The organism is Saccharibacillus qingshengii (assembly GCF_013185195.1).
In the GTDB taxonomy this organism is placed as follows: Bacteria; Bacillota; Bacilli; order Paenibacillales; family Paenibacillaceae; genus Saccharibacillus; species Saccharibacillus qingshengii.
Genome location: NZ_JAAZWC010000004.1, coordinates 228,840 through 250,595, shown reverse-complemented (window position 1 = coordinate 250,595; position 21,756 = coordinate 228,840). Strand labels below are relative to the sequence as shown.

General features: G+C 57.5%; 15 protein-coding genes. 9 read left to right on the top strand and 6 right to left on the bottom strand.

Features of this window, described 5'->3' with window-relative positions; translation table 11 throughout:
• From HRQ60_RS05985 to HRQ60_RS05975, 3 genes are all read left to right on the top strand, one after another.
• A partial coding sequence (locus HRQ60_RS05985) for an IS30 family transposase (protein WP_172194722.1) occupies positions 1-356 on the top strand: 356 nt, incomplete at its 5' end.
• Between the two features lie 214 nt (positions 357-570).
• Positions 571-1,908 carry a hypothetical protein gene (locus HRQ60_RS05980; protein WP_172194721.1) on the top strand — a complete coding sequence of 446 codons (1,338 nt, stop codon included), beginning with the start codon at positions 571-573 and terminating at the stop codon, positions 1,906-1,908.
• Between the two features lie 10 nt (positions 1,909-1,918).
• Positions 1,919-3,277, top strand: coding sequence for a helix-turn-helix domain-containing protein (locus tag HRQ60_RS05975; RefSeq protein WP_172194720.1), 1,359 nt, complete (start codon positions 1,919-1,921; stop codon positions 3,275-3,277).
• Between the two features lie 62 nt (positions 3,278-3,339).
• Here the strand turns inward: HRQ60_RS05975 and HRQ60_RS05970 are convergent, their stop codons facing one another.
• The 3 genes from HRQ60_RS05970 to HRQ60_RS05960 form a co-directional block, all read right to left on the bottom strand.
• The gene (locus tag HRQ60_RS05970; RefSeq protein WP_172194719.1) at positions 3,340-4,791 is read right to left on the bottom strand and encodes a stalk domain-containing protein; all 1,452 of its coding nucleotides are present in this window, start codon (positions 4,789-4,791) and stop codon (positions 3,340-3,342) included.
• Between the two features lie 31 nt (positions 4,792-4,822).
• Positions 4,823-6,217: an MBOAT family O-acyltransferase gene (locus HRQ60_RS05965; RefSeq protein ID WP_172194718.1), complete on the bottom strand. Its 1,395-nt coding sequence runs from the start codon at positions 6,215-6,217 to the stop codon at positions 4,823-4,825.
• A gap of 197 nt (positions 6,218-6,414) precedes the next feature.
• Positions 6,415-7,410 (bottom strand): phosphotransferase family protein, encoded by a 996-nt coding sequence (locus HRQ60_RS05960; RefSeq protein ID WP_172194717.1) that lies wholly within the window; start codon positions 7,408-7,410, stop codon positions 6,415-6,417.
• 268 nt (positions 7,411-7,678) lie between these two features.
• Between HRQ60_RS05960 and HRQ60_RS05955 the strand changes: the two genes are divergently transcribed.
• Positions 7,679-8,545 carry a manganese catalase gene (locus HRQ60_RS05955; RefSeq protein WP_172194716.1) on the top strand — a complete coding sequence of 289 codons (867 nt, stop codon included), beginning with the start codon at positions 7,679-7,681 and terminating at the stop codon, positions 8,543-8,545.
• A 409-nt stretch (positions 8,546-8,954) separates the two neighbouring features.
• Here the strand turns inward: HRQ60_RS05955 and abc-f are convergent, their stop codons facing one another.
• Positions 8,955-11,030 (bottom strand): ribosomal protection-like ABC-F family protein, encoded by a 2,076-nt coding sequence (gene abc-f / locus HRQ60_RS05950; protein WP_172194715.1) that lies wholly within the window; start codon positions 11,028-11,030, stop codon positions 8,955-8,957.
• 296 nt (positions 11,031-11,326) lie between these two features.
• Entirely contained in the window at positions 11,327-11,578 is a 252-nt protein-coding gene (locus HRQ60_RS05945) for a hypothetical protein (protein WP_172194714.1), read from the bottom strand.
• A gap of 227 nt (positions 11,579-11,805) precedes the next feature.
• On the opposite strand from HRQ60_RS05945, the gene HRQ60_RS05940 reads away from it, so the two are divergent.
• The gene (locus HRQ60_RS05940) at positions 11,806-13,344 is read left to right on the top strand and encodes an FAD-dependent oxidoreductase (RefSeq protein WP_172194713.1); all 1,539 of its coding nucleotides are present in this window, start codon (positions 11,806-11,808) and stop codon (positions 13,342-13,344) included.
• A 165-nt stretch (positions 13,345-13,509) separates the two neighbouring features.
• Entirely contained in the window at positions 13,510-15,810 is a 2,301-nt protein-coding gene (locus tag HRQ60_RS05935; protein WP_172194712.1) for a hypothetical protein, read from the top strand.
• Positions 15,811-15,966: 156 nt separating this feature from the next.
• Here the strand turns inward: HRQ60_RS05935 and HRQ60_RS05930 are convergent, their stop codons facing one another.
• A complete protein-coding gene (locus tag HRQ60_RS05930; protein WP_172194711.1) occupies positions 15,967-16,695 on the bottom strand; it encodes a GntR family transcriptional regulator in 729 nt (242 codons plus the stop codon).
• A 231-nt stretch (positions 16,696-16,926) separates the two neighbouring features.
• On the opposite strand from HRQ60_RS05930, the gene uxuA reads away from it, so the two are divergent.
• The 3 genes from uxuA to HRQ60_RS05915 are packed head-to-tail and all read left to right on the top strand — an operon-like array spanning position 16,927 to position 21,750.
• On the top strand, positions 16,927-18,036 hold the full coding sequence (gene uxuA / locus HRQ60_RS05925; RefSeq protein WP_172194710.1) for a mannonate dehydratase: 1,110 nt from the start codon (positions 16,927-16,929) through the stop codon (positions 18,034-18,036).
• Positions 18,020-19,675 (top strand): mannitol dehydrogenase family protein, encoded by a 1,656-nt coding sequence (locus tag HRQ60_RS05920; protein WP_172194709.1) that lies wholly within the window; start codon positions 18,020-18,022, stop codon positions 19,673-19,675. Before uxuA ends, HRQ60_RS05920 begins: the two co-directional genes overlap by 17 nt.
• A complete protein-coding gene (locus HRQ60_RS05915) occupies positions 19,672-21,750 on the top strand; it encodes an alpha-glucuronidase family glycosyl hydrolase (RefSeq protein ID WP_172194708.1) in 2,079 nt (692 codons plus the stop codon). Before HRQ60_RS05920 ends, HRQ60_RS05915 begins: the two co-directional genes overlap by 4 nt.
• Positions 21,751-21,756: the final 6 nt, after the last annotated feature.

Below are 21,756 nucleotides of genomic sequence, written 5' to 3'. Positions count from 1 at the left end.
GGACCGCATTGTCGATGGAAATCGCATTTGGCGTACTGGCCGGTCAGTACCCGAAGTCGGTTATTCAAACCGCGACGGCTGATCGGGGAAAGGAATTCGCTTATCACAGAGCGTTGGAGAAACTGCATGGCGTAGACGTCTATTTTGCCGATCCCTACTCGTCTTGGCAGCGTGGCTCCAACGAGAACGCGAATGGTCTACTTCGAGAGTTTTTCCCCAAAGGCTACGATTTTGCGCAGGTGACCGATGCCGAACTGGGACGAGCTCTGGATCTCATCAACAACCGGCCTCGTAAATGTTTAGGCTGGAAGTCGACGCACGAATCGTTTCAGGACGAACTGTTGCACTTGGATTGACAATTCGTCATTGCGATTTTTAATAACTTGATTGAATAGCCCCAATCTATTTTCTTTCACCCAGATATTAAACACACCATATAAACGTTTCACTATCGGAGCTTATAATGGTTGAATTAGCCTTTTCCGCGCTTTTCCTCTTTGCCGGTGCACAAACTTTCCGCATGCCATCCGCCGGGTTGGCTTTTTCATATTTCTGACCGAGGTGCCATCCATGCAGACTTCCCAATCCCTCCGCTCGGCGATCAAACAGGATATGCGGCAGCGGGGATACAACTTTTCCGTCCTGTCGGAAAAAACGGGGATCCTTCGGGGATCGCTCAGCCTGATTTTTGTCGGCGGCTCCTCCCGGCGCAATCCTATGCCTTTTCAACATTTAACGAAAATTACCGAAGTTTTGGGGCTTGAGGAAGGTACCTATTTCGACCTTTATGTCGACGAATGCTTCCTGGGCGGACGGCCGAGCCGAAGCCGGATCGAACCGTTTCTGAAGCGCTGTATCGAACTCGGACACTCGGGATGTCTGGAGAGCGTCCTTGACCGCTTGAAGGGCGAAGCCCGGTATCTGCCGCTGCTGTTCGGGATCGCGGAAGAATACAGCAAAAGTTCCGAACCAAAACCCCTCATCGAACGTCTATATGAGTATCTGCTTATTCACCATGAAGACCGTCACTCCATAGAAAAAGCGATCTGCCATTACCGTCTCTTCCTGCTCAGACTCGGCGAGGACGAAGAGAATAATTCGAAGGAACTTAACGCTTTCACGCCTTACCGCGACAATCTGCCGGATGAGCTTAAATTGGAAGCTTTGACGGTCATGGGCAGCCTTTACTGCAGCCGGATGGATGCGGAGGAATTGGAAAAAGCCGCGGACGAATTAATCTCGCTCTGTCTGCGCTTATTCGGCACTTCCGGACACCTTCCCCACCCGCCGTTTCGGCCCGAAGAACCGCTGAACCGGCCTCCGATCGTGTTTTACGGCTATGGTTATATCCTGAAGCAGCTCGCGCTCTGCGAGAAAAACGATTTTGAAGCCGCCGCCGCTTGTTCGCAGGATTACGAAGCCCTCGACTGGCTGGCCGGTGCGGACGACCGATCCAAGCAGGCCGCAGGCAAATTGACTGCGTTCGCCTACGTCAACCGTCTGGGCTGCAGACTGCTCGGCGGAGAAACCGAAGTGCTGACCGAGTACATCGGACTGCTCGATCTTCATCCCAAAGAAGCGTTCGCCGGCGTGATCGTCGTCTTGAAGTCGGCCAACCGCTTCGGTTTCTCGGTCGACGAATGGCTGCGGCAGGTTCCGCTCGATCTCCAGCAAAACCTGGAGCTTCAGGACAATCCGTATCACAAACAGCTTGTCCGCAACCGGTATGCCCGCCTGCTGGTCCAGCTCTCGATCTACCATTTCAACCGGGGCCGGACCGAGGAGTCTCTTCGTGCCGCGCTGCAAAGCTGGGAACTGTCGCATCAATTGAACAATCATCGCATGTTCCGGCTGCTGGCCTCGCTTACGCTGATGTACAGCGGGCAGTCGGAACCGCCGGACCACTAAGAGGTGCACCATGGAAAAATCGTTCAAATTGCGTTTGGCGATCGAAAAGGAAATGGCCAAACAGGGCCATAACTTCTCGACGCTGAGCGAAAAATCGGGGATCAACCGGGGGGTATTCAGTGCCATTTTGAATAACACGCCTCCCAAACCCGTATCGTTTCACCAGCTTGAAACGCTCACTGTAGCTCTCGGGATGCCGCCCGGTTGGCTGTTCGACGAGTATGTCGGCGAATGCTTCTACGAAGGCAAACCGAATAGGCGGCGGATCGAACCCTTTCTGCTTGCGTGTTCGGAGCTAGGCCGGACCGATCTGGTGCGCAGCGTGCTCAAGCGGCTGCTTGAAGATCTGAAGTATGTGCCTTTTGTGTTTGAAAAAGGCGAGCAGCTGTTTATGGCCGGCAAATCCGTTCAGTCCGCGCCGTTCTACGAAAGTGTGATCGAGCATGAAAAACACCAGCATTCGGCGCGGCTGTCGATCAGCCACTATCGCCTGCTGCGGGGCAGACTCGGCGACGACGGCGAAGAGAATCTCAAAGCGGCCGTACAATTCGAGCCTTTCCTCTCTCTGCTGCCGGTCCGCCTGAAGCTCGATGCGCTGATCCGCCTGAGCAATCTGTATTATGAGCTGGGCAAATATCCCGAAATGGAAGCAGCGGCCGACGAACTGTTCGAAGCCGCTTCGAAGCAGTACGAGGAGATGCGCCGAACCGGGATGAAGTCTCTTCCGGACGACCCTCCGACACTGCCAAACAAGTCGCTCGTGTTCTATTACGGCAGCGCTCTGCTGCATAAACAGCTGGCGCTGATCGGACAAGGACGCTACGAAGAAGCCCGGCCTTACGGGGAACGTTACGGCAATCTGGAGAATTTCGAAATTATGGACGACGACGGGCGGACCGAAATTGCCCAATTCAAAGTGTTCGCCGCGGGCAATGCTCTCGATCTGGAGCTGCTGCTCGGCAACTTCTCGATCCTGCCGCAGTATGCCGAATACATGGACCGCTACCCGAACGAATCGCTGCTTGGCCTCGTCAATCTGGTGGAAGCCGCGAACCGGTACGAAGCGGATATCGACGGGATGCTGGAAGAACGTTACGTCCCGCTCAACACTTATCTGGCGCAAAGACCGGACAATTATTATCCGGAACCGATCGTTCGCAGCACATTTGCCAGTCTGCACTATCATCTAGCGATTTACCATCACCGCCGGGGACGCCCTGCCGAATCGGCGGCGCATGTCCGCGAATGCTGGCAGCTGTCGCAGGAGTTGAACAACCAGCAGCACTTTCGTCAGCTCGCTTCGCTGCTCTCCCTGCCTCCGATGTTTATGCCGGGCGCCGAGCCAAGCAGCAGGCAGGAAGCCGAATAAGCCGCGAAAAATAAACAAAAAGCGCCGTCAAACGGAAAATATTCCGTTTGACGGCGCTTTTGTTATTCGGCCGATTCCGTTTCGATCCGAAGTTCTTTCAAGTAATCCTCGGGTTCGGTCACCTTGAGCGATTTCGCAAATACTTCGGCGGTCGGTTCAACGGCCACCATCATGCTGCCGCCGAGATTCTGCATCTCGTAACCGAGATCGATCGTCCGGGCACCGGCTGCGTCCTCGCCGGTTTGCACGATCATCTCGGCACTGCCTTTGTTCAGCGTAGCCGTAACTTCGCCTTTGCGCAGCTTGACCACGCTTGTACCGTCGAAGCCGAATTCCACGCCAAGCGCTGCGGCAAGCTCTTTGACCGGCACCAGAATCCGGCCTTCGCGTACCTGGGCCGGAACGCTGAATTCCACTTCCTTGCCGTCGACATACACGAACAGGCTGAATGCGCCGCTCTCCATGTCCACGGCCAGATGTGCAAGCTGGCTTTCGAGCTCTTCGTTGAACTTGTCCACGTTATCCGCCGTCACCCGATTTTTGCCTTCGGCGATTTCGCGGATAATCCGTTCATTGACGGCCTGACTGTGGTGGGACAGGTCTTTGTACTGGCTCAGGTCGTAGGTGATCGAAGCGTCTTCCTGGAAATCGTATACGCTGACGTTCGGGTACTGGCTGAACTGCTCGAACATATACTTTTTCATCGCATATTGGTTCTCGGCCCGTACCGGATTCGTCTCCGCCCATACCTGCTGACGCAAAATCGTGTACGGCGGATAATAGAACGTGAATTCGACGTCCGGATGGGCTTTGATCAGGCTCAGCACATACTTGTCGAACACCGATTTCACATTGTCGAGGGAAAACTCGTTTTTGCCGTATCCGACCTCTTTGATCCGGGCTTTCTCCCACGTCTGCAAAACGGCCTGCTGGCTGTATTTGGCCGATTTGTCCCAGTTGCGCAGCGTATCGAGATTCCGGTACGCTTTGTAATCGTCGGCCGGCAGGGTAAGCGCTCCGACGGCCTGCTTGACGTTCGAAATATTGAACAGATACTCATAGTCGTTCAACGGATTGTTATCGTACATGTACATCGGCATATTCACCGGCTCGGCATCCAGGTCCTGACGCATCGCAAAGTAATCCAGTCCCCAGAGGACGCGTTTTACTTTTCCGGTATCCAGGGCCAGCTTCCCGACCGTGCTTTGTTCCATGGCGGTCGAACCTTCGATCGACAGCTTCATCACTTCCCCGCCGATCACGCTCTCCACATCCGACGGCACGAAGTTCTGCGTCATCGAGCTGCCGAGAACGATCGTATCGTAATCGTAGCTGCGGGCAAGACCGGCATTTTGATAACGTTCCTGCGACGAGAACAGCACCGGGTAAAACGACGCTTTCCGGTACATCTGAAGCGGATCGACGATATACATGAACGAGCCGACCAGCAGCGCGAACACCAGCGTGGCGGCGGCGAATTTGATCAAAAACTTGCGGTAACCTTTGTTATCCATAACCTTCCCCCATGACGAACCGAATCCTTATTCAGAAATTGAAGTAGAGGAATTCGCTGATTTGGTTGAAATAAAGAAGCGAGACGATGAAGAGGGCAGCTGCGAATACGGCCCGGCCGAACGTCGGTTTGAAACGTTCCGTCAATTCGATCGAGTTGCGCGCGAAGAGTGCGATCAGCAGCGCAGCTGCGACAAGCGGCAGGCCGGCGGTCAGCAGATCCGGAGGCAGGATCACGCCGCTCATTCCGAACATGCCTTTGAGAATACGTACGCCGTCGGACCAATGCTGCGCCCGGAAGAAGACCCAGGCGATATTGACGAAGTTGAACGTAATAAACCAGCCGACATACTTGTTCATCTTGATACCCGTCAGCTGCCACAGGCGCTGGACGACCTGCGCGGCTCCGTGCATCGCTCCCCAGATGATAAAGGTCCAGCCTGCTCCGTGCCAGAATCCGCCGATCAGGAAGGTCAGGAACAAGTTGATATAGGTCCGCGTCGTGCCTTTGCGGTTGCCTCCGAGCGGAATATAGATGTAATCCTTCAGGAAGCGGCTGAGCGTCATATGCCATCTCGCCCAGAAGTCCTTGATGCTTGTGCCTTTGTACGGCGAATTGAAGTTGACCGGCAGCTTGATGTTGAAGATCAGGCCAAGGCCGATCGCCATATCGGAATAGGCGCTGAAGTCGAAGTACAGCTGGCCGGTATAGGCAAGCGACGTCGTCCAGGCTTCCACCAAATGCAGCGGCTGGCCGCTGTCGAAACCCGCGGTTGCGATCGGGGCCAGCAGATCCGCAATAATGACCTTTTTGAACAAACCGATACAGAAAATGAAAATCCCGCGCGAAATATTGTCGGCCCGGATCCGTTTGCCTTCCGGGTCGTCGAACTGCGGCATCATTTCTTTGTGGTGAAGAATCGGACCGGCAATCAAATGCGGGAAAAACGTAACAAACAAAATGTAATTGGCGATGTTGTACTCTTTGACCTTGCCGCGATAAGCGTCGACGAGGTAGGCGAGCTGGGTGAACGTGAAGAAACTGATGCCAAGCGGCAGCACGATATGCAGCAGCGAAGCGTCCTGTCCGAGCAGTCCGTTGTAATTGTCGATAAAGAAGTCGGCGTATTTGTAATAGCCGAGCAGCCCCACGTCACCGACTACGCCAAGAATCAGCAGCCAGCGGCCTTTGTGGTTCACTCCGTCCGCATTGATATGGCTGAGACCCCGTCCGACGATATAGTTGAACGCGATCGAACCCAGAATCAGCGGTAGGTACCGGGCATCTTCATAGGCGTAAAAGAACAATGAAGCCAGCGCCATCCAGATCTTGGCCATGTTGTAGAGCTTGAACCGGTTCAGCGCGAAATAGCCGATAAAGACGACCGGCAGATACGCAAAAATAAACTCGTAAGAATTGAAAAGCACGTCTTCCCTTCCTCTCTTCGCTCTGCGTTCCTTCAAAGGGCGGACGCGGAGCGCTGCGATTGCGAGACTTACCCATTAAGCAAATTAAAAAGAACAGGCAAAAACGAACGAAAACGCCGCTTCGGCACAACGCCCATTATACCTATTGGACGCCCGCCGAAGCAACGCAGTCGGACAAAATTAAACGTTTATTCCGCTTAAACGCTTTTCTCCGCTTGCAAGAAGCGTTCCCAGCCGTCCCGAAGATTATCGTGGGCCCACTGCGTATGATCCGAGCCGAACCCCCGATAATCGCATTCCACACGCATGATAAGGTCCAGATACATCGGATAAAGCGCCCGGCGCACCGCCTGCGAGCGTTCGCTTCCTTCCGGAAGATTAGGCGCGAACGCGGCGTCGGCCGCTTTGTACCCCGCTTCAAAAGCCGGAGAATAACCGAATTTGCCGAAGCCGTATTCCATCAGCGGATCGGCCCATAACGCCCGTTCGAAGTCGATCAGGCTATGCGCCTGTCCGTCTTGGACGAATACGTTCCCCGGCCATGAATCCCAATGGATCAAGCGGGGCGTCTTCACTTCGCGCAGGGCATCCCGGCAGAGCTCGAGCTGCGCGTCCAGCTCTTCGTACGCCATCGGAAGCTCGACTTCCGCATCCCGGCCGTCCTGCATGACATCGTGCATCAGCGCGATAAACACGTCGTCCCATGCCGGGCCATTCGAAGTATTCGGCAGATAATAACCGAACTCCGTGCCTTCGATCCCGTGGATCTGCCGGAAATATCCGCCGAGCCGCGTGTCGATTGAAGCCCGAATTTCTTCGGACAGTTCGTCGCGCGCTTTGTCGTAGGTCGTTCCCGTCAGGTTTTCCATCAGAAAATATTCGCACGGCACAATCGTTCTCGAGTCATCGTAGCTGTAAATGTCCGGCAGGGGAACCGTACCCAAGGCTTGGATGCGGCGCATCACTTCGACTTCGGTCCGCATCAGTCCCCGTTCGCAGCGCATCCGCCCTTCTTCGGACTCCGCCGCGACCTTGAGCACAGCCAAACGTCCGTCGGCCAGTTCCAGCTTGTAGGCGGAGTTGGCCCAGCCTTCGTTCAATTCTTCGAATTGCGCGCAGCCGCACCCAAATGCTTTTTCGCTGATCCGCCCAATCTCTTCCGCCGTCAATTTTCGTTTCGTTACGCTTTCCATTTGCTCGCCTCCGCCGTTTTATCGCGAGCCGCGATTATTATTTCTTTTTCCTGTTCCTTCCTGTTATTCATTTCTCCAAATCACCCGGCAACCCTTTTTTTAAATCCGAAAAAGATTAAATCTCGCGGAGGTGGGTAAAAAAATAGCGGAATAGGAAAAAGGGTCTCATCGCCCAGCCCTTCAACTTTATGTATCTTCTTCAGCAAAGTCGATCTCCCCAGAGTCTGTCAGCCAGAAATCGATTTTACAACCACGAGGAGGAATTACAATGTTTATCCACATGAAGGAACTTCAATACCATGCCAGACCGGAAAAGCCGGATCCGATCTTCGCCAAAAAGCTGCAGGAAGTCCTCGGCGGCCAGTACGGCGAAATGTCGGTTATGATGCAGTATCTGTTCCAGGGCTGGAACTGTCGCGCCGATCAGAAATACCGCGATATGCTCCTGGATATCGGTACGGAAGAAATCGGCCACGTCGAGATGCTGACCACCATGATCGCGCAGCTGCTGGAAGGCGCGCCGGTCGACCAGCTCGAAAAAGCGGCCAAAGACCCGCTGATCGAAGCGGCGCTCGGCGGCATGAACCCGCAGCATCTGATCGTGTCCGGTCTCGGCGCAACGCCAACGGACAGCGTAGGCTTCCCGTGGAATTCGCGCTACATCGTAGCCAGCGGCAATCTGCTTGCCGATTTCCGCGCGAACCTTAACGCCGAGTCCCAAGGACGCCTGCAGGTCGCCCGTCTGTACGAAATGACGACGGATCCCGGCGTACGCAAAATGATGGGCTTCATGCTGGCCCGCGATACGATGCACCAGAACCAATGGATGGCGGCTATCGCCGAGCTGGAAGCCATGGAAGGCAAAATCGTACCGGCTTCGTTCCCTCGCGAACTGGAGCTGCAGGAAGTTTCGCATCAGTACATGAACTTCTCCGAAGGAGAAGAAAGCGCCGAAGGTCCTTGGGCCAGCGGACCGGCTCCGGACAACGAAGGCAGCTTCGAATACGTGGCCAAGCCTCAGGCTATGGGCGAGAAACCGATGCTTAAGCCGGCTCCGGACTTCATGTTCTCCCGCCCGGGTGCACTGCCGAACTTGACAAACGAAGGAACCACATCCGGCAAAGGACTGTTCTGATCTCTCCGTACGGTACTTGTACCGGTTAGGAGGAATCGCCCTTCGATCCCGGAATCCATATCGGGCACCCTGTTTGAAAGGTGTCCTCATTCGAAAAGGCCGTCCTTTGAGGGACGGCCTTTTCGGCGCCATGGGCAGCGCGGCTGCGGCGCGGCGCGCTGCCCTGCCATGCCCTGCTGCAGGCGAAATAACAGCGTGAAAGCATCTATTTCGTTTAATTTGTCCGTTAAAGTTCAAATAGCTGCAGGAAAGCCGTTAGTTGAAGCTATCTCGGCCTCTATGGGCTTTCTTTCGCCAAATAGCGGTCCGGGTGCAGCTATTTCCCGTTTATCTTGCACAAGTCACGGAATAACTGCTGCCTTGCGGTTATTCCGCATTGGCCCGCTGCCGATCCGCTTGGGATGTCCGGTTACACGTCCGCAAGAGCCATCCAAGCTTCCGTCAGCGCGTCGATCTGCGCGTCCAAAGCTTCTTTCTCCGCCAGCCATTCGCTTAGGCGCTGCGCGTCCAGCGCATGCGCCGGATCGGCCAGCGCTTCGCCAAGCTCCGCTGCGCGAACTTCCAGTTCGGCAATTTCCCGCTCCAGCTTCGCGGGATCGCGGCGCGGAGCCGCGGCGCGTGCCCGGCCGCCGCCCGAAGACGCGGCTTCCCGGCCGGGCTTCGCACCGGCCCGCGGCGGCCTGTGCGTCTCTGCCGCGCCGCTCCCGTGTACCCGCTCGCCGCCCTGCCCCGCTTCGCCGGACGCAGCGGCTGCGCCGGCACTGCCTTTCGGCCCCGCAGATCCGGCGGCCGAAGCCCCCTGCCCGCTCCGCGATCCCGCGGCCGGCTGCGCCTCTCCGGCATTCAAGCTCCCGGCGGTTCTGCGCTCCGCCTTCTGCCGCTCCGCGCGGTAATCGTCATACCCGCCGAGCGTGCTGCTAAGGGCGCCTCCTTCCAGCGCCCAGACGCGCCGGGCAATCCGGTTGATGAAGAACCGGTCGTGCGACACGGCCAGAATCGTACCGTCGTATTCTTCCAGCGCTTCCTCGAGCGCTTCTCTTGACGCGATGTCGAGATGGTTGGTCGGCTCGTCGAGCAGCAGCAGATTCGGCTTCTGCCGCATCAGCACCGCAAGCCTCAGACGGCTCCATTCGCCGCCCGACAAGCCGGCCACCGGTTTGAATACGTCTTTGCCGTAGAACAGGAATTTGGCCAGCCGGCCGCGGGCTTCGCCTTCTTCCATGGCTGCCTGCTCCTTGTAATAATCGAGCACGCTAGTGCGGTCCGCCGGCGGCGATTCTTCCTGGGCCAGATAGCCGATCCGAACCCGGGAACCGAGGCGAAGTTCGCCGGCGTCCGGATTCTCCAGACCCAGCACCATGCGCATAAGCGTCGTTTTGCCCGCTCCGTTGCCCCCGACAAGCACCGTTTGCTCCCCGTACCGCAGCAGCGCGTCCGCCTGCTCCAGCACGGCCCGGCTGCCGAACGACTTGGATACGCCTTCGAGCACCAGCACTTCTTCTCCCGTGCGCCCGTCCGTTTCCAGGGCCAATCCGATCGCGGTCTTCTCCAGCACGGGGCGCTTGACCTTTTCCATGCGGTCGAGCGCTTTCTGCATGGAGGCGGCTTTGCGGAAAAACTTCGGATTGTCGCCCTGTTTGCCCCATTCGATTAAGCGTTTGATCGCTTCTTTCATCTGCTTGATCACCTTCTGCTGCTCTTTGTACTCGGCAAATTGACGCAGAAGACGCGCTTCTTTTTCTTCCCGGTATTTGATGTATCCGCATGGATACACCGTCGCTTCGCCGTCTTCCAATTCGATTACTTTCTCCACGGTCTGCGTCAGAAAATACCGGTCGTGCGATACCACGACGATTGTGGCCGCGGAATCCCGGATAAAACTTTCCAGCCAAGCCGAAGCTTCCATATCGAGATGGTTGGTCGGTTCGTCGAGCAGCAGCAGATCGGCTTCGCCTAGCAGCAGCGCGGCGAGCGCGACTTTTGTTTTTTCTCCGCCCGACAGCTCCGAGAACGGCCGCCGACGCTGCGATCCGGGGATGCCGAGGCCCGAAGCCACCGTATCGATTTTGGACGGAATTTCGTACCCTCCCGCCCGCTCGAACGCTTCCTGCGCCTCGCCGTATTCGCGCAGCAGCCGCTCGAGTCTTGCTGCGTCGGCATCGCTCATCTGCATTTCCAGCTCTCGAAGCCGGGTCTGAAGATCCAGGGTCCGCTCGAATACGCCCAGCAGCACTTCTTCGACACTGCGGTCTCCGTAGTCGGGGATCTGGTCCAGCACGCCTACTCCGGCGCCCCTGCGCAGGGAAACCGTGCCTTCGTCGGGCTTCTCCGCACCGGATAGCAGACGGAACAGCGTCGATTTGCCCGCCCCGTTGCCGCCCAGCAGCCCGACTTTTTCTCCTTCGTAAATATCGAACGAAACCTCGCTCAGCACTTCCTCGGCTCCGTAGAACTTTTTTACCTGATAGCAGTTGATCATTAACATAAGGCTCATCCTTTCGCTTTTTCCGTAATGGGTTGGCTTCGTCCGTCCGCATCGCGGGCCGGAGGGCGCATTTCCCCGCTTCGTGAAGGCAGCCCGGGATCTGCGCCGATTCGCTGCGCCGCTTCTTCCATAGGGAAGAGTCGGGCACGGATCGGCGAATTTTGGGTATGCAAAAAGGCCGCAGAGGAAATGTCCCCCTGCGGCCTCGAAATTCGTATTCGGATAAAGACTCAGACGCTAATACGCGCGGTCCGGCAGGCCGGAACCGTGCGACCGGACGGAATGTTCCCCGTCGGTCAAGGCTGCGGATAGCAGGATGGCCGCGCGAAAAGCGCTGGCCCGATCCGCAGACGCGAGACAGGAGCGGCATTTCGCTGGTCATATTCAATTCCGGACAGACGGGTGCCTGGAACAAATTTCAGCGTTGAAGGCTCAAATTTGGACAGACTGATCCCGTTGCGGTTTTGAACATGAACAATGCCGCTCAGTGCCAGAGGCAGCTGATTGAGCTGTACAAATAAATCGGTCAGCGAAATTTCTTTACGCATCCTAGTCTCACCTCCTTGTCGTCGTATGCCTCCATATTAACCGGACGTTTTGGCGGAAGGCAAGCTTTTTTTGCGATAATCCGACCCTGCCCTACGACCTTCGCAGCGAGGTTTGATCGTATTCGCCGGACTTCAATGCCTGCCGTTTCGTTTCTGAATCCGCCGCGGTGGTAAATAAGGAAGGTAGAGTTCAACCAATTCCGAGCGAAATGAGGAGGACCCCCAGCATGAGCGAAAAATTCAACGTTCCATCCGAACTTCCAAGGTACCCACGGTCCATGTGGAGAACGGTTACCACGCTGCCGACCTTCCCCGAGATGCACGAAGATATCAAAGTCGATGCCGCTGTAATCGGCGCCGGCATCGCGGGTGTCACCACCGCCTATCTGCTCTCGCTTGAGGGTTACAAGGTGGCCTTGGTCGACGCGGGACAGATTCTGGACGGCACCACCGGTTACACGACGGCGAAGATCTCGGCCCAGCACGGCTTGATCTACAGCGAGTTCCTGACCAACTTCCGACCGGAGATTGCCCGATCCTACTATGAAGCGAATGTCGAAGGCCTGAACTTCATTCGCGATATGGTCAAGAAGAACGGCATTAACTGCGATTTCAAGGAAGAGACCGCTTATCTGTACACGAACCAGGACGATAAACTCGACGATCTGCGCAAAGAATTCGAAGCGTATCAGGAGCTCGGCATTCCGGGTCAATGGCACGATTCCCTGCCGATCCCGGTCGCAGCCAAAGGCGCCATCTCCATGCCGGGGCAGGCCCAGTTCAATCCGCTCAAATACCTCAAGTTCCTCGTGGAGAAAATCATCGAGAACGGCGGATTGATTTACGAAAACACGACGATCGAAGGCGCCGTATACGGCAAGCCGATCGAAGCCTATACGATTGACGGCCAACACCGGATCTACTGCAACGAGATGGTGGTGACGACCCATTATCCGTTCTGGAACGTTCCGGCCGGCTACTTCACCCGTCTGTCCGTCGAACGCTCCTATGCGCTGGCCGTCAAACCGGAAACTTCGTTCCACGGCGGCATGTACCTGAGCATCGACGACGAGAAGCGCTCGATCCGTTCCGCCATGTTCGAAGGCGAGGAAGTGCTGATCGTGGGCGGCGAGAACCATCCGACAGGCAAAGACGAGAATACGTTCGATCATTACCTGGCGCTGGAGAAGTTCGCGGGCGAAACGTTCGGCTCGCGCGAAATCCCGTTCCGCTGGTCGGCCCAGGATATTACCACACTGGACAAAATCCCTTATATCGGGCCTCTGTCTTCGGATTATCCGTTCACGTTCATCGCGACCGGCTTCAACAAATGGGGCATGACGAACGGAACGTTTGCGGGGCTGCTGCTGCGCGACAATGTCATCCGCCGCTCCAATCCGCATATGAACACGTTCAATCCGGGACGCTTTAACGACAAGAGCATGAACCAGACCGTAGTGACCGGTTTGAAAATGGCCAAAGAACTGATCAAAGGCAAGTTCGGCGGCGTCGACGAGAAAATCAGCAATCTGGAGCCGGATCAAGGAGCCTTGGTTCGTCACAACGGCAAAAAGGTCGGTGCTTACCGCGATCCGAAAGGCGAACTGTTCCTGGTCGATACCACCTGCACGCATATGGGCTGCGAGACGGCCTGGAACGAAGCCGAACGTTCATGGGACTGCCCATGCCACGGCTCGCGCTTCTCGTATACCGGCGATGTCCTCGAAGGTCCGGCAACGGATCCGTTGGAACGTCTGCCCGAATAAAGGGAGCCTGCGGCCGCCAAACGCAGAGCCGTTTCCTTACCGCCCCGCTTCCCTGATGGGAAGCGGGGTTATTTTCAATGTTTTTCGATGCATCCCGATCCGGCTTCCTGTACAATAACAGTAAAATCGTTCCAATAACGAAATTTGCGCACACCGAGGTGAACCATGAGTTCTCGCAAAAATTTCCGCAGGCCCCGACAGATTCCGTACGTGTTTCTCAGCTTCCTCTCTCTGATCGTCCTGCTGGTGGCCGGTGTACTGGTCTGGCAGCTTGCCGGTCCGGCCGAAGATTCGCAGACGGCTTCGGACAAACCCGGAACCGAAACTTCGCCCGCCGCTTCGATTCCGGCAGCCACTCTTCCGGTTTTTGAAGAAGGCGGGATTAAACGGACGGCTTCCGTCGTCGACGGTCAGCTCGCCATGTATGACGGAACGGACTGGAAAAAGTCTTTCTGGCCCGGAATCAACTTCGGCGCCACGACACCCGGACATTATCCGGGACAGCTCTCGCCGACCAAAGAAGACTATATGCGCTGGTTCCCGCAGATGCAGGAAATGAATATCAAAGCGGTGCGGATCTACACGATCCTGCCGCCCGATTTCTACCAGGCGCTGGCGGAGTTCAATGCCTCGCAGGAAGAACCTCTGATGCTGATGCAGGGGATCTGGTCGCCGGAAGAAGAACTGATCGGCGAAGACGCGAACGGCCGGAACGCGTTCTCCGCAGAAATCACGGACAGCTTCGAGCAGGAAATTCGCGATGCCGCAGCCGTGGTGCACGGCAAAGCCGATCTGAAAGAGAGTCCCGGACATGCCGCCGGCACCTATACGGCGGATGTCTCCCCTTACCTGCTCGGCTGGATCGTCGGCACGGAATGGTATCCGTACGCGGTGCAGACGACCAACGAAGCCAATAAAGGCATGAAGCCTTATGTCGGTCAATATTTCCGGGCCAAAGCCGAAGCTTCGCCGTTCGAGAGCTGGCTGGCCCGGATGCTCGATACGCTGGCCAAAGAAGAGATGAAATACGGCTGGCAGCATCCCGTTTCCTTTACCAACTGGGTCACGACCGATCCGCTCGACCATCCGAACGAACCTCTGGAACAGGAAGATCTCGTTCCGGTGGACCCGATGAATCTGGAGCCAACCCCAGCCTGGACCGCCGGTTATTTCGCGGCCTATCACGTGTATCCGTATTATCCGGATTCGCTGCGGCGCGACCAGAAATATCTCGATTATGTCAACGCCGAAGGCAAAAAAGATCCGTATGCCGGTTATCTCAACGAACTGAGAGCCCATCACAAAGGCATTCCGCTGATTATTGCCGAGTTCGGGATGCCAAGCTCCCGGGGGATTGCCCATTACGGCCTGCTCGGCCGCAGCCAGGGCATGCACCAGGAACAGCAGCAGGGCGAACTGAACGCGGGCATGATGAAGCAGATCTACAATGAAGATTACGACGGAGCCCTGCTGTTCGAATGGCAGGACGAATGGTTCAAGTTCACCTGGAACACGATCGAACTGGAAGTTCCCGGCGAACGCCGGGCCATGTGGCGCAACCGCCTCACCAACGAGGAGCACTTCGGAGTGGTTGCGATCGAACCGGAAGAGAAAGCCGAAGAACGAATGGTCATCGACGGCAAAACAGACGATTGGAAAAGCCGCGGACTGACTGCCGAAGATGCCGGAAACGGTCTGAAAATGGCGATCACCAGCGACTCTTCGGACCTGTACGTGCTGCTGCAAAAAGAAAAAGGAAACTGGGATTTCGACAAGGACGAATTGACGCTCGGGTTCGATACGACGCCGGGCGGCAGTACAAGCGCGAAAATCGCGCCCGGCATCACCTTCGACGGCGGACAGGAATTCCTTGCCCGGTTCAAAGCCGGGAAAGGCGGCCGCTTGTACGTGAACAGCGGTTACGACCAGTTCACCTGGCTGTACGGCTACAAGCTGAAATCGGTCCCTTACAAAGCCATGTACGCGGATGACGAAGCGGGCATTTTCCTCCCGTGGAAACTGGCGCTCAACCGCGAACTCTATCTGCCCCAGACCAAGGTCAACGCGCCGTTCGAAGCGTACGATGTCGGCCGGCTGCACTGGGGAACCAATGATCCGGGCAGCGACAAGTTCAACAATCTGTCGGATTGGTACCTGGACGGCGATACGCTGGAACTGCGGATCCCCTGGATGCTGCTCGGATTTACGGATCCAAGCCGGCTTCAGGTCTGGAAATATCCGTACCAAACGGAATCCGTCACCGCGATCGACACGGACGGGGTAGCCGTATCGGCGGTTCTATCGCAGGCGGGATCCAAAATGTCCGCAGCGCCGGCTTCCCGCGACTATATGTGGGATGCCTGGGACCTTCCGAGCTACCACGAACGGCCGAAGAAAAGTTTCGATATCCTCAAAGACACCTTCGCCGAATACGACAAAGAAGTTTCGGGCTCGACCCGTCCGTAACAGACGGACCCGGGCGCGGCAGATCGGGCGGCGAGCCTGCCCGGCCCGCGGGACGACGACTCTGCCGCAGCCCGGCACAGCCTAGACAAAAAGGGACAATTCCGGTCATTTCCGGCGTTGTCCCTTTTTGTGTATAAATCCGCTCCGTTTCCCGGTTCAGCCCTGCCCGCCGCTCTCCTCCGCATCCGTGCGGATGCCCGGGTCTTCGCTCTCGCCCAGACGCGGCAGATTCAGATACTCGGCAAAATTCCCGCGCAGGTCGGCCGCATGGATATCTTCGCGCAGATGATGCCGGACGATCTCGTCGATCTGCCCCGTATCCCGGTTCTCCAATAGATCGAGGATCAATCGATGTTCGCCGATGATTTCTTCCAGCTTTTCTTTTTGGAGCAGATGCAGTCTCCGGTAGCGCGCATAATGCACGTTCGACTGCTGGATCAGATCCCAGAGAAAGACCCGGCCCGCCAGAGCGAACAGCGCTTTGTGAAAAGCGTCGTCCAAGCGAAGAAAATCTTCATGCCCCGCTTCCCGCCGGACCGATTCTTCTTGTTGGCCAACAATCTGCCGCAGCTCCAGCATTCCCCGGATCGGCAGCGGCGCGGAGCGGGAAGCAAGCTCTTTGAGGATGTCCTTTTCCAGGGTGCTGCGCAGATAAATGATTTGTTCGACCGATTCCAGATCAATGGCAGACACCAGGTTGCCCCGTTTGGGATACACATGGATATACCCTTCGTGCGCCAGCTGCTTCAGCACATCCCGCAGCGGTGTTCGCGACATGCGGAAGCGCTCCGACATCGCCGTCTCGCTGAGAATAGTGCCCGGCTTAAGCGTCAGCGTCAAGATCTCCTCCTTCAGCCGATTCAACAGATCCGCCTTGCTGGTCATGTCCCCACCTCTTTTTCGGAAATTCAAACCTGGATGCTCTATCCACCAAGTAGTATACAACGTTTTATCGAACGTCAAAAGAACGATTATCTAATAGGCCTTTTCCAAGAAATAGAGCAGTAAAACCTTAAGATTGGATAATTGACAGGGTGGGGAAGCGGTTCTATGATATAGCTAATCTTGTATACAAGGCTCTCGACGAACATATCCGAACGATGGGGAGGCGGCTTAATGAAGATGACCTGGCGATGGTACGGCGAAGGCAACGACTCCATTACGCTCGATCAGATCCGCCAGATTCCGGGCGTAAGCGGGATCGTCTGGTCCCTGCATCACAAGGCGGCAGGAGAAGCGTGGGACGAAGCCGAGATCGAAGCCGAAGCGAACAAGATCGTCTCCAACGGATTCTCCGCGGCCGTGGTGGAAAGCGTGAATGTACATGACGATATCAAGATCGGGCTGCCTTCGCGCGACCGTTATATTGACCTCTACATCGATACGATCCGCAAGCTGTCGGCCGTCGGCGTCAAAGTGATCTGCTATAATTTTATGCCGGTGTTCGACTGGACGCGTACCCAGCTGTATTATCCGCTGCCCGACGGATCCAACGCGCTCTTTTATGAAAAGGCTTCCATCGGCTCCAATCCGGGCGAAATGGCGGAAATGATCCTGCGGGGAGGCGGCTCGTACACGATTCCCGGTTGGGAACCGGAGCGTTTGGCCCGGCTGGACGAGCTGTTCGCCGCCTACGCCGGGGTAACGGAAGAACGGCTGTTTGACAATCTGGTTTATTTTTTACGAAAAATCATTCCGGTCTGCGAAGAAGTCGGCATCAAGATGGCGATTCATCCCGACGATCCGCCCTGGCAGATCTTCGGACTGCCGCGTATTGTGCGCAGCCAAGCCTCGATCCGCCGGATTCTGGACGCGGTAGACAGTCCGTCCAACGGTCTGACGTTCTGTTCGGGATCGCTCGGTACCCATCCTGAGAACGATCTGCCCGCCATTCTGCGCGAATTCCGACACCGGATTCCTTTTGCCCATCTGCGCAGCGTGAAAGTGTTCGAGAACGGCGACTTCGTCGAAGTGTCCCATAGGCTCGGAGACGGAAGCGTCAATCTGCCGGAACTGGTCCGCATCCTGCACGAACACGGCTATGACGGATACGTCCGGCCGGATCACGGCAGGCATCTGTGGGGCGAGGAGGCTTACTGCCGGCCGGGGTACGGGCTGTACGACCGCGCACTGGGCGCGATGTATCTGCTGGGCGTCTGGGACGGACTCGAAGATGCGCGTCAGGCTGCGACCGAAGGAGGCGAATTTGATGTTGGAGCTGAGTAAGCGGGGACTGCTGGACCAAGAAGGCTGGGAGCAAGCCGGCGTGGCGCTGCCGCTTTACGACCCGGACCGGACCGCGCTGCATACCCTCGACCATCCGCGCTGGGTCCATTTCGGAGCGGGGAACCTTTTCCGCAGTCTGATCGCCAAAGCGCAGCAGAAGCTCCTGAACGAAGGATTGACGGATACCGGGATCCTTGCCGCGGGCATGTACGGATCGCAAACGATCGCTCGCGTCTATCGGCCGCACGACAATCTGTCTCTGCTGGTCGAGATGGGAGCGGACGGACAGCTGCGCAAGGAAGTGCTGGCGAGCGTATGCGAAGCCTTGTGCGCCGATCCCCGCGAAGCGGACGATTACGGCCGGCTTGTGCAGGCGTTCGAGAATCCCAGCCTTCAGCTGGTTTCTTTTACCGTTACGGAAAAAGGCTACGTGCTGAAGCTTCCAGGCGGGCAGCCTACTCCCGAAGCGCTGCGCGATTTCGAGAGCGGTCCGCAGCAGGCTCGGCAGGCGATGGCCGCCGCCTGCGCTCTGGCTTACCGGCGTTATGCGAAAGGCGCTTTCCCGCTCGCTTTCGTCAGTCTGGACAACTGTCCGCATAACGGCGATGTATTGAAGCTCGCTCTGACGACTACAGCGAAGGAATGGGCCCGGCGCGGACTTGTGGAAGAAGGGTTCGTCCGCTATCTCGAAGATCCGCAGAAGGTCTCTTTTCCCCTGACGATGATCGACAAGATCACCCCCGGTCCTTCTCCCTTCGTCCAAGAAGAACTGCGGCGGCTGGGGATCGGCGGTATGGGAGCACTCTCTTCCTCCGGCTCCGCCGCTCCGTTTGTCAACGCGGAAGCGGGCGAACTTCTGGTGATCGAAGACCGGTTTCCGGCGGGGCGTCCTCCGCTTGAAGCGGCCGGCATTCGGTTTGCCGATCGCGATACCGTCAACCGGACCGACGCGATGAAAGTCACCGCCTGCCTCAATCCGCTGCATACGGCGCTGGCCGTCACCGGCTGCCTGCTCGGATACGACCGGATCTCGGACGAGATGTCCGATCCGCTGCTGCGCAGGCTCGTCGAAGTGATCGGATACGACGAAGGCCTTCCGGTAGTCCCCGACCCGGGTATATTGTCGCCGAAGGCTTTTCTGGACGAAGTGCTGCAGGAACGGCTGCCGAATCCGTTCATCCCCGATACGCCCCAGCGGATCGCTTCGGACACGTCGCAGAAAATCGGCATCCGGTTCGGCCGGACGATTCGGGCCCATGCGGATATTCCGGGAGAGGGCGCTTCGGCTCTGATCGGCATCCCGCTTGCCATTGCGGCCTGGTGCCGCTACCTGCTGGGAATCGACGACGAAGGCCGTCCTTTCCGGCCGAGCCCGGATCCTCTCCTGAGCGAGCTGCAGGAGCGTCTGGGAAACCGGGCCCCGTTCCGGGTCGGACGCATCCTGAGCGATGAATCGCTGTTTGGCGTCGATCTGTATGCGGCAGGGCTCGGCACGAAGATCGAAAATCTGTTCCGGGATATGCAGGAAGGTTCCGGAGCGGTGCGCCGGACACTGGAGCGGGAACTGGGCAGAACGCGCAGCTTGTCCACTGCGGACGGCTTGAAGAAAGCCGCCGCCCAAAGGAGGGAACGAACATGAACAGTTTCGTTACGTCAAGAGGATATCGGGCCTGGCTGCCGGCGGAACGCTGGACGGATCGGCGGCGGATCGAAGCCTGGCTGCCGCTGCTGTCGTCCATAACCGCCGGAATCACGCTGCACGCGGACGGACCCGGGGCGACCTCGCTGCGCGAGTTGACCGACGGCATCGCCGCGCTGACCGGTCTTGCTCCTTCGCTCACGCTCAAAGCCGGAGCGCCGCTGATCCTGCTCGGCTCGGCCGAAGCGGCGCAGCAGGCCGAAGAAGAATGGAAGACGCTCTCTCTGCCGGAAGAAGGGTTCCTGATCCGCTTCGGACGGTCCGAAGCGGAACCCTGGGCCGCTCTGAAGGGAGGTTCGGATACCGGGCTTCTGTATGCGGTATTCGCTTTTCTGCGGCTGCTCGGCACTACGCCGGGAGGTCCGCCGGGCGATCTACGGCTCGAGGAATCTCCGCGCAGCAGATTGCGGATGATCGACCAATGGGACAATATGGACGGCAGCGTGGAACGCGGGTATTCCGGGGATTCGATCTTTTACCGGGATAACCGTGTGCTGCTCGAATCTCCGCGCACGGCGGATTACGCCCGGCTGCTGGCATCGGTCGGAATCAATGCGATCTGTATCAACAACGTCAATGTCCATCACGAAGAAACCAAACTGGTTACGCCTGCGCTGCTGCCCGATGTGGCGCGCCTGGCCAAGCGGTTCGGCCGCTTCGGGATCCGGCTGTTTCTGAGCGTCAATTATGCGGCCCCCATCGAACTGTCGCAGCTGGACACCGCCGACCCGCTGGACGAGCGGGTCCAAGCCTGGTGGAAGCGTACAGCGGAAGACCTCTATACGGCGATTCCCGACTTCGGCGGGTTCGTCGTCAAAGCGGACTCCGAGAACCGGCCGGGACCGTTCACTTACGGCCGGGATCACGCCGACGGGGCGAATCTGCTGGCCGACGCGCTGGCTCCGCACGGCGGACTGGTCCTGTGGCGCTGCTTCGTGTACGACTGCCATCAGGACTGGCGCGACCGTTCGACAGACCGGGCGCGGGCGGCCTACGATCATTTCCGGCCGCTGGACGGCCGTTTCCGCAGCAATGTCGTGCTGCAGATCAAGAACGGACCGATGGACTTTCAGACACGCGAGCCCGTATCGCCTCTGTTCGGAGCCATGCCGCTGACTAATCAGATGATGGAATTCCAGATCGCCCAGGAATATACCGGGCAGCAGCGCGATGTCTGCTTTCTGGTTCCCCAGTGGAAGCAGACGCTCGACTTCGACACGCAGCTGAACGGACCGGGCAGCACGGTGCAGAAGATCGCCGCCGGCAAAGTCTATCCCTGGGCGCACAGCGGCGTCGCGGCCGTATCCAATATCGGCAGCGACGGCAACTGGACCGGCCATCATCTGGCGCAGGCCAATCTGTTCGGTTTCGGCCGCCTGGCCTGGAACCCGCAGCTGACGGCCGATGCGATCGCCGCCGAATGGAGCGTGCTGACTTTCGGGACAGAAGGCAAGGCGGCCGCTTTCGTAGAGGAGCTGCTGCTGGAATCCTGGCCGGTGTACGAAAGCTATACCGCTCCGCTCGGCGTCGGCTGGATGGTCCAGCCCCACTATCATTACGCGGTCGATGTGGACGGCTACGAATACTCGAAATGGGGTACCTACCATTTTGCGGACCGCAGCGGGATCGGCGTGGATCGCACACAGGCGACGGGAACCGGCTATACCGGCCAATATGCGCCGGTCAACCGGGATCGGTATGAATCGCTCGAAGACTGCCCGGACGAACTGCTGCTTTTTTTCCACCATGTCCCTTACACGCATCTGCTGAAATCTGGCAAAACGGTCATCCAGCACATCTACGACAGCCGGTTCGAAGGCGCAGCCCGCGTCGAAGACTGGATCAGACGATGGCGCGAATTGGAACACGAAGTCGACCCGGAGCGTTTTGCTTCCATGCTGGAACGCTTCGAGCAGCAGTTGGAGAATGCCCGCCAATGGCGGGATGTCGTGAATACTTACTTTTACCGCAAATCCGGCATTCCGGACGAGCGGGGGCGAACCGTTTACGCCTGAATGCTT